10 protein-coding genes are annotated in these 12,520 nt (G+C 71.5%); 6 read left to right on the plus strand and 4 right to left on the minus strand.

Annotated features, from left to right (window positions below):
* Positions 1–17 precede the first annotated feature (17 nt).
* Positions 18–869 (minus strand): hypothetical protein, encoded by an 852-nt coding sequence (locus tag ACXJMZ_RS18890; protein ID WP_457031221.1) that lies wholly within the window; start codon positions 867–869, stop codon positions 18–20.
* A 290-nt stretch (positions 870–1,159) separates the two neighbouring features.
* On the opposite strand from ACXJMZ_RS18890, the gene ACXJMZ_RS18895 reads away from it, so the two are divergent.
* The gene (locus ACXJMZ_RS18895) at positions 1,160–2,053 is read left to right on the plus strand and encodes an A/G-specific adenine glycosylase (protein ID WP_457031222.1); all 894 of its coding nucleotides are present in this window, start codon (positions 1,160–1,162) and stop codon (positions 2,051–2,053) included.
* A 67-nt stretch (positions 2,054–2,120) separates the two neighbouring features.
* Here ACXJMZ_RS18895 and ACXJMZ_RS18900 read toward each other — a convergent pair whose 3' ends face one another.
* A complete protein-coding gene (locus tag ACXJMZ_RS18900) occupies positions 2,121–3,692 on the minus strand; it encodes an MDR family MFS transporter (RefSeq protein WP_457031223.1) in 1,572 nt (523 codons plus the stop codon).
* Between the two features lie 207 nt (positions 3,693–3,899).
* On the opposite strand from ACXJMZ_RS18900, the gene ACXJMZ_RS18905 reads away from it, so the two are divergent.
* Complete coding sequence (locus tag ACXJMZ_RS18905; protein ID WP_457031224.1) at positions 3,900–4,511, plus strand: TetR/AcrR family transcriptional regulator; 612 nt, start codon at positions 3,900–3,902, stop codon at positions 4,509–4,511.
* 55 nt (positions 4,512–4,566) lie between these two features.
* Here the strand turns inward: ACXJMZ_RS18905 and ACXJMZ_RS18910 are convergent, their stop codons facing one another.
* Positions 4,567–5,028, minus strand: a complete 462-nt coding sequence (locus ACXJMZ_RS18910; protein WP_457031225.1) for a hypothetical protein — start codon at positions 5,026–5,028, stop codon at positions 4,567–4,569.
* Between the two features lie 145 nt (positions 5,029–5,173).
* Positions 5,174–5,962: a M23 family metallopeptidase gene (locus ACXJMZ_RS18915; RefSeq protein ID WP_457031226.1), complete on the minus strand. Its 789-nt coding sequence runs from the start codon at positions 5,960–5,962 to the stop codon at positions 5,174–5,176.
* A 435-nt stretch (positions 5,963–6,397) separates the two neighbouring features.
* Here ACXJMZ_RS18915 and ACXJMZ_RS18920 point away from each other — a divergent pair, with 435 nt between their 5' ends.
* From ACXJMZ_RS18920 to ACXJMZ_RS18935, 4 genes are read left to right on the plus strand one after another with little or no spacing between them, the layout of a single operon-like run.
* Positions 6,398–7,948 (plus strand): aldehyde dehydrogenase family protein, encoded by a 1,551-nt coding sequence (locus ACXJMZ_RS18920; protein ID WP_457031227.1) that lies wholly within the window; start codon positions 6,398–6,400, stop codon positions 7,946–7,948.
* A gap of 40 nt (positions 7,949–7,988) precedes the next feature.
* Complete coding sequence (locus ACXJMZ_RS18925) at positions 7,989–9,104, plus strand: threonine aldolase family protein (protein WP_457031228.1); 1,116 nt, start codon at positions 7,989–7,991, stop codon at positions 9,102–9,104.
* Between the two features lie 52 nt (positions 9,105–9,156).
* Positions 9,157–9,465, plus strand: coding sequence for a trypco2 family protein (locus tag ACXJMZ_RS18930; RefSeq protein WP_457031229.1), 309 nt, complete (start codon positions 9,157–9,159; stop codon positions 9,463–9,465).
* Between the two features lie 14 nt (positions 9,466–9,479).
* On the plus strand, positions 9,480–12,455 hold the full coding sequence (locus ACXJMZ_RS18935; RefSeq protein WP_457031230.1) for an NACHT domain-containing protein: 2,976 nt from the start codon (positions 9,480–9,482) through the stop codon (positions 12,453–12,455).
* Positions 12,456–12,520 lie beyond the last annotated feature (65 nt).

The following is a 12,520-nucleotide window of genomic DNA, read 5'->3' on the forward strand; positions in this document are numbered from 1 at the left end:
GCCGAAGCGGGCCGGGGTCAGTCCTCCAGGCGGATCGACGTACGGGCCGAGACCGGGCCGCCCGCCGGGCCGTTGAGGGTGGCCTGGACGAGGTAGCGGCCGACCGGGGCCGGGGTGGTGTCCGGGGTGGCGCACTGGGGCTTGCTGCGGCCGCGCTCCCAGGTGAACGTCTCGGTCAGGCCGGCGCCCGCGCCGAGCTGGACCCAGGTGTCCTGACGCTCCGTCGGGCAGTCGCCGGAGGACCAGATCCGTTCGTTGGACTCGGCCAGGGTGACGACCACCGTGGAGGCGGTCCGGCCGAGGTTGACCCGGCAGGTGCCCGTGGACGTGTTCCGTACGGTGAGCGAGAGCCGGGGCTTGTCCTTGGCCTTGTAGGCGTCCTGACTGCCCGCCAGCTCCAGCGAGACCTGGGAGGCGGTGCAGACCGGGAGGGCCATCACCTCGGCGGTGTTCACCGGAGGGGGAGTGCTGCTGCCCCCCGAGGTGCCACCCGCGCCGCCGCCTGACGCCGTGCCGGACGTGCCGGACGTGCCAGAGGTGCCCGCGGTGCCCGAAGTCCCGGTGCCGCCCGTGGTCAGGCTGACCTCGCCGCCGCCGGAGCCCGAGACCCCGCCGGTGGCGGTCGAGCCGCCGCTGCCGCCCGGCCGGGTGGTGATCGCCGGTCCGGTGGGGTCGGCGCCCGGGGTGATCGACTGGGCCGGGGCGGGGTGGGCCGCCTTGCCCTGGCTGGATTTCCCGTCGCCGTCGGGGCGCGTGACCAGCCAGAGGACCAGCGCGAGGAGGGCTGTCAGGGCCACGAGCACGACGATGCGCCGTCGCCAGTAGATCGAGGCCGGCAGCGGTCCCACGGGTTGACGCAGAGAAGGCACGCGCAAACTCTACGAGACCCGGCACACCCGATGGTGCATCAACACCGCTGCTGGGCCGGTTCCTTCACATCATCCGTGTTTTGCTCCGGACGGGGGACGGGTCGACCGGTGCCGCGAGCCGTTCCTCGGCGGACGAAGTTCTCGAAGTCGCGGTGACCGATCTCCCGCTCGTCGCCGGGCGCGGAATCTCGGAAGAGCCACCCGGGCGGCGCTCCGCCCCGGCGGACGGTCGTCGGCGGGCTGTTCCCCCGGACGGAGCAGAGCGGCCCGCATGGCAGGATGGACGCGCCATGGCTGCCACTTCCGCGACCCCCGCCCCGCTGCTGCACTCGACCGTGCTCGACTGGTACGAGGCCAACGCCCGCGACCTTCCCTGGCGCACCCCGGAGGCTTCGCCCTGGGCCGTGATGGTCAGTGAGTTCATGCTCCAGCAGACCCCGGTGAAGCGGGTGCTGCCCGCGTACGCCGCCTGGTTGGAGCGCTGGCCCACCCCGGCCGACCTGGCTGCGGACGCGCCGGGTGAGGCGGTCCGGATGTGGGGCAGGCTCGGTTATCCGCGCCGGGCGCTGCGGCTGCACGCCGCCGCCGTCGCGATCACCGCCGAGCACGGTGGCCGGGTTCCCGACGACCACGCCGCGCTGCTCGCGCTGCCGGGTGTCGGTGAGTACACCGCCGCGGCGGTCGCCTCGTTCGCCTTCCGGCAGCGCCATGTGGTGCTGGACACCAACGTCCGCCGGGTGTTCGCCCGCGCGGTCGAAGGGGTGGAGTACCCGGCGCAGGCCACCACGGCCGCCGAGCGACGGACCGCGACCGGCCTGCTGCCCGCCGACACCGGTACCGCCGCCGCCTGGGCGGTCGGCGTGATGGAACTCGGCGCGCTGGTCTGCACCGCACGCAGCCCCGGCTGCGACGGCTGCCCGCTGCGCCGGCACTGCGCCTGGCAGGCGGCGGGCTGCCCGCCGTACCAGGGCCCGCCCCGCCGGGGGCAGACGTACGAGGGGACGGACCGTCAGGTCCGGGGCAAGCTGCTCGCCGTCCTGCGGGACGCGCACGGCGAGGTCCCGCAGGCCCGGCTCGACGCGGTCTGGCCGGACCAGGTCCAGCGGGCCCGGGCGCTCGACGGCCTGGTCGCCGACGGGCTGGTCGAGCCGGTCGCCCAGGGCGTGTACCGGCTCCCGCAGTAGTCCGGCCGAGAGAACGACGGATGCCCGGGCCACCCCACACGGGGCGGCCCGGGCATCCGTCGTCGCGTCAGACCGCAGCGGCCTCGAGCGACTTCTCGGCGGGCTCGTCGCCCGCACCGCGCAGCGGCGTCTCGCGCATGAAGAGTGCGGCCGCCACGGCGACCAGGCTGATCACCGCGCCCCAGAGGAAGACGGTGTGGATGCCGTTGGAGACGGCGTGGTGGTACGCGTCCTGGAACTTCGCGGGCAGGGCGCGCAGCGCGTCCGGGCCGAGCTGGCCGTGGCCGCCGGGGACCTGCGCGCCGGAGGAGGCCATGGTCGAGGTGACCTGGTTGTTGAACAGGGCGCCGAACAGCGCCACCCCGAACGAGCCGCCGATGGTGCGGAACAGGGTGGCGGTGGAGCTGGCCACGCCCATGTCCTTGAGCTCGACGCTGTTCTGCGCGACCAGCATGGTGATCTGCATCAGGAAGCCCATGCCGGCGCCGAGCACCACCATGTAGCAGGCCGAGGTGAACTGGCTGGTGTCGGTGCCGAGGGTGGAGAGCAGCAGCGAGCCGCCGGCCATCACGGTGGTACCGATGATCGGGAAGACCCGGTACTTGCCGGTCTTGGTGACGATCCCGCCGACCACCAGCGAGATGACCAGCATGCCGAACATCATCGGCATCAGCAGCAGCCCGGAGTTGGTCGCCGAGGCGCCCTGCACGGTCTGCTGGTAGAGCGGCAGGAAGGTGACGGCGCCGAACATCGCGAAGCCGACGATGAAGCCGATCACCGAGACCAGCGCGAAGTTCCGGTTGCGGAACAGGCCGAGCGGCAGCATCGGCTCCTCGGCCCGCTGCTCGACGTAGCAGAAGCCGATCAGCGAGGCGGCGGCGAGCGCGGCCAGGCCGAGGATCTGCTTGGAGCCCCAGGCGTACTCCTGGCCGCCCCAGGTGGTGATCAGGACCAGCGAGGTGATGCCGGCGGTGAGCAGGATCGCGCCGAGGTAGTCGATCTTCGCGGTGGAGCGGACCTTGGGCAGCTTGAGCGTCACCACGATGAAGGCGAGCGCGACGATGCCGAGCGGCAGGTTGATGTAGAAGGTCCAGTGCCAGCTCAGGTGGTCGGTGATGAAACCGCCGACCAGCGGGCCCCCGATGGTGGCCAGCGCCATCACGGCTGCGAACATGCCCTGGTACTTGCCGCGGTCGCGCGGCAGCACCAGCGCGCCCATGATCGACATCACGCCGACCATCAGGCCGCCCGCGCCCAGGCCCTGGATCGCGCGGAAGGCGATCAGCTGGGTCATGGTCTGCGAGAGTCCGGAGAGCGCCGAGCCGAGCAGGAAGATCCCGATCGAGATCAGGAAGGTGCCCTTGCGGCCGTACAGGTCGCCGAGCTTGCCCCAGATCGGGGTGGAGGCCGCGGTGGCCAGGGTGTACGAGGTGACCACCCAGGAGAGGTGCTCGGCGCCGCCGAGGTCTCCGACAATGGTGGGCATCGCGGTGCCCACGATCAGGTTGTCCAGCATCGCCAGGAGCATGGCGACCACCAGACCGATCATCACCAGCCGGATCTCGCGCGGGCTGCGCGGCGTGGGATCGGCCTCCGGCACCTCGGCCGCCGCCGAGGTTTCGACCTGCTGTTTCGGCATGCTTCTGTCTCCTGCTGCGGCATCCGGCGGCTAACTTACTTGCCGACCGGCTAGTGAATGGACCAGTGGCACGGTAGGTTGTCCGTATGCTGGGCGTCAAGCCGATTACTCGCGTACGAGCCCGGCCGCAGGGAGAATGCAAGCCCAGAGACCCGGGACACCGTCGTCTCGCCCTCCGATCGCAGTCCTGAGGCAGGCCGCCAACCCATGAGCACCACGCAGAGCCCCCGGACCGACACCAGGGCGCGGATCATCGACGTGGCGCTGGCGCTGTTCGCCGAGCAGGGGTACGAGAAGACCTCGCTGCGCGAGATCGCCGATCGGCTCGGGGTCACCAAGGCCGCGCTGTACTACCACTTCAAGACCAAGGACGACATCGTCCACGGCATCGTGGAGAGCATGGCCGCGCCGATCGACGAGGCGATCGCCTGGGGTGAGGGCCGGCCCTGGTCGCCGGAGCTGCGGGACGAGCTGGTCCGCCGGTTCGCCGCCGGAATGACCGAGCGGGCACCGCTGCTGCGGTTCTTCCACGAGAACCAGCCGTCGCTGCGGGAGTCCGCGGCGGGGCTGAAGTTCAAGGCCCGGATGTTCGCGATGATTCGGCTGGTGCACGGTCCTGACGCGAGTTTCCAGAACCGGCTGCGCGCCGCGATGGCACTGTTCTCGATCAACACCGCGCTGTTCCTGCTCAAGCAGGACCAGGAGGGCGGGCCCGACCCGGCCTGTGCGGGGCACGGGCCCGGCGCCACCCTGGCGGAGGCGTCCGACGCGGCGCTGGAGGTCGCGCTGGAGATCGCGGGCCTGATCGACCCCGCCTGACCGCCTTCCCCTGCCGCCGGCCCGTCGAGGTCCCGGCCCGCGTGGAGCGATGACGTCAGGTCGCCCCGGCCCGGGCGCCCACCGACGCCGCTCCCGTCGGACCTCCGGCCGGGCCGCCGCCCGGTGCCCCGCCGGGCTTCCCGCGCAGCGGGACCTCCTTGACGGCGAGCGCCGCGAAGAACGCTCCGGCGCAGATGACGGCGGCGACCAGGAAGATGTTCCGGGTGCCCTCGGCGACCGCGCCCAGGTAGGCGTCCCGGGCGCCCGCCGGAAGGCCGGCCAGGGCGGAGGCGCTGAGCTCCAGGTCGGAGCCCCCTGTGCCGGAGCCGGGCAGGTGGTTCTCCAGGGCCCGGGTGAACTGCATCAGGAAGCCCAGCCCGACGCCGACCAGGACCATGTAGAGGCTGGTCGGGAGGCGGGAGGTGTCCGTGTCCATGGTCGACAGCAGGAACAGGCCGACGGAGAGACAGGCCGACCCCACGATCGGGAAGATCTTGTACTTGCCGGTGCGGGACATCACCTTGCCGGGTACTTGACGCCCCGTCGACTGTGGGACCGTGACGTCATGAGGGCGCGCAGCCGACGTGCCGTCGCCCGCCGCCGACTCCGCACACGACGAGGGCCCCGTCCAGCCGGACGGGGCCCTCGTCGTGTCGTACGGGTCAGAAGTCGGTGACGCCGCGCGCCGAGAGGAAGGCGATCGGGTCGATCACGGCGCCGTACTTGTTCGCGCTGCGGATCTCGAAGTGCAGGTGCGGACCGGTGGAGTTGCCGGTGGTGCCGGCCTTACCGATCTGCTGACCCGCCGTCACGGTCTGCCCGGCGTGCACCGAGAGCGAGGACAGGTGCGCGTACTCGGCGAAGTGACCGTCGGAGAGCCGCAGCACCACCTCGTTGCCGTACGCACCGTCGTACCCGGCCGAGACCACGGTGGCGTCGCCGACCGCGAGCAGCGGGGTGCCGACGGCCACCGCGAAGTCCACGCCGGTGTGATAACCGGCGGCGTAGTCGGGGTTCTTCACGCCGTACGGGTTGCTGATCGGCTTGCCGGGGGTGGGCGCGGACCAGGCCGGGGCGGGCGCGGGGGCCGGGGTGGCTGCGGGCGCGGGCTCCGGGGCGGCTGCGGGCACAGGAGCGGGATCGGGCGCCGGGGCGGCGGCCAGGTTGTCCGCGACCGTCACCGTGTCCTGCGAGGAGGCGGAGCCGGGCAGCTCGTACGGGCTGGGCGCGGCGACCTGCACCAGGGCGGCCTGCTGCGGGCCGCCGTGGGCGGCGGAGCCGAACGCGGCGGAGGTGAAGGCCGAGTTGCCGGGGGTGGTCGGCAGCACGGTCTGCGCGGAGGCGGTCGCGGGCATCAGCAGTGCGCCGCCGGCCAGCGTCAGGGCACCGCTCCAGGCCACTACCGTCCGGCGTTCCCGCACCCAGGCGGTGACACGGTGAAGGGAAGACATCGGGTGACGACACCTCGTGGGTCGGGAACGGGGGGACCAGTCAGATGTAAACGGTCACCGCGGGTGTCCCAAAATGGTGTGACCTACTACGGCGTGTAGTCAGTAAGGGTGCGGAACTTCCAGCGACTGGAGTAATGATCTTCTGATCGGATCGCACAATCGGGCGAACCGGGCATTTTGCCTCACCGGCCCCGGTCTACTACCCAGCCTCGTATCAGCCGCCGAGGGTGTGATGAGCCCCACCGGAGGCCCTGGTCTACCCGCGCCGATCGGGCCGCAATCGTGAGCCGGGTCACAGCGTCGCGGGCACCCCTATCCGGGCCGGTATCCGGGTCGGATTCGCTGTCCAGTTCGTGCGCCCCCGTGTCAGGCTGATCAGCGTCCGCAGCACGCCCAGCCCCGAGCCACCCCGTCCCCCCTACCGGAGGAACTCCGATGGCGGCACCACAGCTCAAGCCCGGCACGTCCTGGACCGAGACCTACGCCCGCTGCGTCCAGGCCGCGCCCGAAGCCTTCACCCCCGACCGGCTGCTCAACCTGGTGCGCGGTGAGTGGCGCGCCGTCGGCACGCCGGGCGAGCACACCACCCCGCTGGACGGCACCGCGATCCCGGGCCCGCCCCGGATCGGTGTCGAGGAGGCCGAGGCCGCCGTCGCGTTCGCGATCGAGCAGCACGCCACCTGGTCCCGGGTGCCGCTGGACGAGCGGAAGGCCCGGGTGGCCGCCGCCGTCGAGGGTCTGGCCGAGCAGCGCGACCTGCTCGCCCTGCTGCTGGTCTGGGAGATCGGCAAGCCCTGGCGGCTGGCCTGCGCGGACGTGGACCGGGCGCTCGACGGGGTGCGCTGGTACCTGGAGCAGATCGACCGTCAGCTGGCCGGCCGCACCCCGCTGCCCGGACCGGTCTCCAACATCGCCAGCTGGAACTACCCGATGAGCGTGCAGGTGCACGCCGAGCTGGTGCAGCTGCTGGCGGGCAACGCGGTGGTCGCCAAAACCCCCTCCCAGGGTGGTTTCCACTGCCTCACCCTCGCGCACGCGGTGATGCACCGGGCCGGACTGCCGGTCACCCTGCTCTCCGGCATGGGCGGGCAGATCGGCGACGCGCTGATCCGCTCGGCCGGCCTGGGCGCGCTGGCCTTCGTCGGCGGCCGGGCCAACGGCCGCAAGGCTGCCACCACGCTGGCCGACCTGAACCGCCGTCACTTCCTGGAGCAGGAGGGCCTGAACGCCTGGGGCATCTGGGACTACAGCGACTGGCCGGCGCTCGGCGCGCACCTGAAGAAGGGCTTCGAGTACGCCAAGCAGCGCTGCACCGCGTACCCGCGCTACGTGGTGCAGCGCTCGCTGTTCCCGGCCTTCCTGGAGACCTACCTCGGCGTGCTGGACGAGCTGCGGTTCGGCCACCCGCTGGCCGTCGCCGACCCGGCCGACCCGCTGCCCGACCTCGACTTCGGCCCGGTCATCCACGCCGCCAAGGCGGCCGAGCTGCGCGGCCACTTCGACGCCGCGGTGGCGGCCAGGGCGGTCCCGCTGCGCCGGGGCAGCCKGGCCGACGGCCTGTTCCTGCCCGGCCAGTCGCTGGACGCCTACCTCGCCCCGGCGGCCGTGCTCGACCCGCCGGCCAGCTGGGCGCTGCACCACTCCGAGCCGTTCGGCCCGCTGGACTCGATCGTGCTGGTCGACACCGAGGCCGAGCTGCTGGCCGCGATGAACGCGGGCAACGGCTCGCTGGTCGCCTCGCTGGCCACCGACGACCCCGCCTTCGCCGACCGGGTCGGGCCCGATCTGCTGGCCTTCAAGGTCGGCATCAACAAGCCGCGCAGCCGGGGCGACCGGGACGAGGTGTTCGGCGGGCTCGGCGCGTCCTGGAAGGGTGCCTTCGTCGGCGGTGACCTGCTGGTCCAGGCCGTGACCTACGGGGCGGATGGGGCGGACGAGAAGCTGTACGGCAACTTCCCGTCGTACTCGCTCTACCCGCCGCGCTAATCACTGGAGGGGCCGCCGGGGGTGAGGCAGGATCGGTCACATGACCGAACCTGAGCTCACCACACGCGAGCGACGCTTCCACGCTTTCCACCGCTGCGGCCGACTGCTCTCGGGCACTCGGCCGCAGTCGGTCCGTGACCGGCTGGCCACCCTGACCGCCGACGCGGACCTCTCCGGGTACGACCTGGACCGGTCGCAGGACCTCTACGGGGACGGTGTGATCCGGGCCCTGGAGGAGCAGGTGGCCGATCTGCTCGGCAAGCCGGACGCCGCCTTCTTCCCCACCGGCACGATGGCCCAGCAGGTCGCCCTCAGATACTGGGCCGACCGCAGCGGCAACCGCACGGTGGCGATGCACCCGCTGTCGCACCCCGAGCTGTGGGAGCACCGGGCGTACCAGCGCCTCGGCGGGCTGACCTCGGTCTGGCCGACCGAGGAGCCCCGGGTGCCCACGCCGGACGAACTGCGGGACTGCGAGGAGAAGTTCGGCACCCTGATGCTCGAACTCCCGCTCCGGGACGCCGGGTTCATCCTGCCCAGCTGGGACGAGCTGGTCGCGGCGGTCGGTGCGGTGGAGGGGGTGCACGTCCACCTGGACGGGGCCAGGATCTGGGAGTCGGTCTACCACCTGGGCAAGTCGCTGCCGGAGATCGCCGCCCTCGGCGACTCGATCTACGTCTCGTTCTACAAGACCCTGGAGGGCATCAGCGGGGCCGCCCTGGCCGGCTCGGCCGACTTCGTCCGGGAGGCCAAGGTCTGGCGGCACCGGTACGGCGGCTCGCTCTACCAGCAGTGGCCGGTCGCGCTCAGCGCGCTGGCCGGCCTGGAGCGCACGCTGCCCAAGCTGGAGTCGTACGTCGCGCAGGCCAAGGTGGTCGCCGACACGCTGCGGAAGATCCCCGGCGCCCGGTTGGTCCCCGAGGTGCCGCACACCCACCAGTTCCAGCTCTGGCTCCCGTACGGCGCCGGGGAGTTGACCGAGGCCACGCTCCGGCTGGCCGAGGAGCAGGGCGTCGGCCTGTTCGGTTGGTGGGACGAACCGGGGCCGGTGCCCGGCCACTCGGTGACCGAGATGACGATCGCGTCCGCCGCCCTGGAGTGGACGCCGGAGGAGATCGAGGAGGCGGTGGCGGCCTTCCTGGAGCTGCTGCGCTGACCTGAGCGCGCGGCCTAGGCTCCGGTGAACCGACATCTCTTCAGGAGGCGCTGTGGACACCGGAATTGAGCTGGCCGACGCGATCGAGGTGGTCCGCGAGCAGCTGGCGGAGGCCGTGGCGCGGGGCGAGGGTGAGGCGATCCGGTTCGGGGTCGACTCGGTGGTGGTGGAGTTCGGCGTGGAGCTCAAGCTGGACGCCAAGGTCAAGGGCGGCGTGAAGGCCTGGGTCTTCACCGCCGACGCCGAGACGGGCATCGCCCGCCAACGCACCCACCGGATCACCGTCACGCTCACCCCGAAGGGCCCTGGCGGCTCCCTGGACGTCGGTAACGACGACCTCGGCAGCCGGGCCGGGTTCTGACCGTGCCGGGCCGGGTGGCGGCCGTCCGCGGCCTCACACAGGGCACTGGCTACCTGCTCGGCAGGCGGCTGGTGCTGACGGCGGATCACGTGGTGCGGGACTGTCCGGCCGAGGCGGCCGTGCCGGGCGGAGCGGGCTGGGTCGGCTGCCAGGTGCTCTGGCGGAACCAGGAGCTGGACGCGACCCTGCTGCTCGCCGAATCCGACCTGGTCCACGGCGAGTTGGAGCCGGTCCGGTGGGGGCGGGTGGACCGGCGCGAGCCGGTGGCCGGCTGCCACGTGACCGGCTTCCCGGCCGCCGAACGGGACGACCGGGGACAGTTGGAGAGCACCCAGGTGCTCGGCTCGCTGCTGCCGGACGCCGGGTTGCTCAAGGGGAGCCAGGTGTTCGTCGCCCAGCAGGTCCCGCCGGTGGCCACCGTGGGTTCCCCATGGGCCGGGATGTCCGGCGCCGTGGTGCTGTCCCGGGGCCGGCTGCTCGCGCTGGTGCTCCGTGACCACAACCCCGCCGCCTGGGGCAGCACGCAGCTGGACGTGCTGCCGGTCGCCGCGCTGCTGGCCGCACCCGGGTTCGCCTTCAACCTGACCGACCAACTCGGCGGCCAGCCGAAGCTGGAGGGCATCTCGGCCCAGGAGATCGCCGATGCCGACTTCGAACGCGAGTACGCCGAGTCGATCCAGGCGGACTACGGCCGGATCCGGATCTTCGGCCTGAGCAAGGCCCACGGCCAGGGCCGCCGGGGCTGGGGCCTGGACGCGGGGTACCTGACCCTGCAGGCCACGGAGCTGTCCGAGCGCGCGAAGCGCCGTCCGACCGGACCACCCGAGCACGACGCCCGGTACGTCCGTCCCGGGCCGCAGCAGGTGCCGGAGATGCTGCGCGGCAAGCGACGGGTCCTGCTGCGCGGGCAGGCCGGATCCGGCAAGACCACCCTGGTCCAGTGGCTGGCCACCGGGGCGGTTGCGGGCACCCTGGGCGAGGAACTGGCCGAGCTCAATCACCGGGTACCGCTGGTCCTGCAGCTGCGCAAGCTGGCTCGGCAGGGCAACTTCACCCCCCGACCGGACGAGCTGCTCGCACTGGACGGGCGGTTGTGCGCCGACCAGCAGCCGAGCGGTTGGGCGCACCGGGTGCTGGACAGCGGCCGGGCGATGCTGTTGGTGGACGGTCTGGACGAGGTGCCGGAGTCACAGCGCCAGGAGACCCTGGGCTGGTTGGAGCGACTGCTCGACCGCTACCCGAAGGTCTGGACGCTGGCGACGGTCCGCCCCTCGGCGGTCGAGCCCGACTGGCTGGCCCATCTGGACTTCGAGGAGCTGGCACTCAGCCCGATGGGGGAGGAGCACCGGCGTCACTTCATCGGACGCTGGCACGGGGCGATCCTCGCCGAGCTCACCTCGGTCGCCCACTCGCCGCAGGAACGAGCCCGCTGGCAGCAGGAGTTGGCCGACCTCGAGCGCGGGCTGCTGCGCACCTTGGAGCAGTCGGACGACCTGGCGCAGATCACCGACAGTCCGCTGCTGTGCGCGATGGTCTGCGCGCTCAACCGGGATTCCGACGGCGCGCTGCCGAGCCACCGGATGGAGATCTACCGGGATGCGCTGTCGATGCTGCTGGTCAAGCGAGACGACGCCAAACAGGTCGGCGTAGCCGAGAAGTTGAAACCCTCGGAGTCGGAGCAGCTGGCCCTGCTGCGGCGGATCGCCCACTGGCTGGTGCGCAACAACCAGGTCGAGGGCGAGCGTGCCACCGCGATCAAGCAGATCGGTGCCGCGCTGACCAGCCTCCCGGCACTGGCCCGGCAGGGTGATGCCGAGCAGGTGTACACCCACCTGCTGAACCGCAGCGGCCTGCTGGCCGAGACCAGCACCGACACCTTCCAGTTCATCCACCGCACCTTCCAGGACTACCTGGCGGCCCTGGAGTTTCGGGAACAGGGCGACTTCGGCCTGCTCACGGCGATGGCGAACGAGGAAGCCTGGCAGGACGTGCTCCGGATGACGGTGGGTCACTCCGGTGCGCGGGATCGGGCGGAGCTGCTGCGCAGGCTGATCGAGGCAGGTGACCGAGCCGGTGGAAGGGACAGGCTGGGGCTCCATCTGGCAGCTGGGGCTTGCCTGCCCTATGCCCAGGAACTCGGCGCCGAGACCCGCGCGGCTGTGTTGGACCGTTTGCACGGCCACCTGGTCCGCGATCCGAGCCTGCTGGAACTCGGGGGATGGGTGTTGGTCGGTGAAGACCTGGTCGAGGTGTTGCGGGCGATGCTGGCTGAAGGAGTAGCCCTGGACGCGGTGGATGTGGCCCACACCGTCGGGCCGCTGGGGAGCCATGACGCCCTCGCCTTGCTGGGCGAACTGGCCACTGGCGGGAGCTGGAAGAGTGCCAATGCGGTCCTGGCCCAGTGGTCGAACTTCGAGGCTGCTGATTTCGCGAGCTCGGTGTTCGATCACATCGATTTGACAGTTCACGCACCGCCGGTCAGTACGTCCGCCCAGCTGGTGGTGGCTGCCGATCGGCGACTGACCCAGATCGCTGTGAAGGCGGAGGGAGTTGATCTCTCGCCGATCGCCCGGTGGCCAGAGCTGATATCGCTCCAAGTGAACGCTCAGGCCTACGACCTGAGCGTGATCACAGGCACCTCGATCCGCTCCCTGTCCTGCTACGACGTGGGGGAGTTCACCCCGGATACCTGGCGGGCCCTTGGTGAGATCATCCGTCTGGTCGTCGGAGCGGAGGTGCTGGCTTCTGCTCCTACCGGGCTGGTACTCCCGCAGGTGCGACGGCTGGCGCTGTTCGTAGGCGAGGAGCAGTCGATCGACGTCGAACTGTTCCCCGGCCTGAGCGAGCTGATGATCTATCCGGACGGCGAGCAGCTGGATCTCAGCGGAATCCGGCACCGAACCAACCTGTCCGTGGTGGTCCGGGCCGAGGAGAACCTGGAGATCCTGGGCCGCGAGCACTTCGAGCCGGACCGGCTCACCGTCAGATGAACGCACCTCGGCCCCGCCGGGACGAATCCCAGCGGGGCCGAAGTCACCTGTTTACCACGTCAGTT

The organism is Kitasatospora sp. P5_F3, assembly GCF_054049135.1.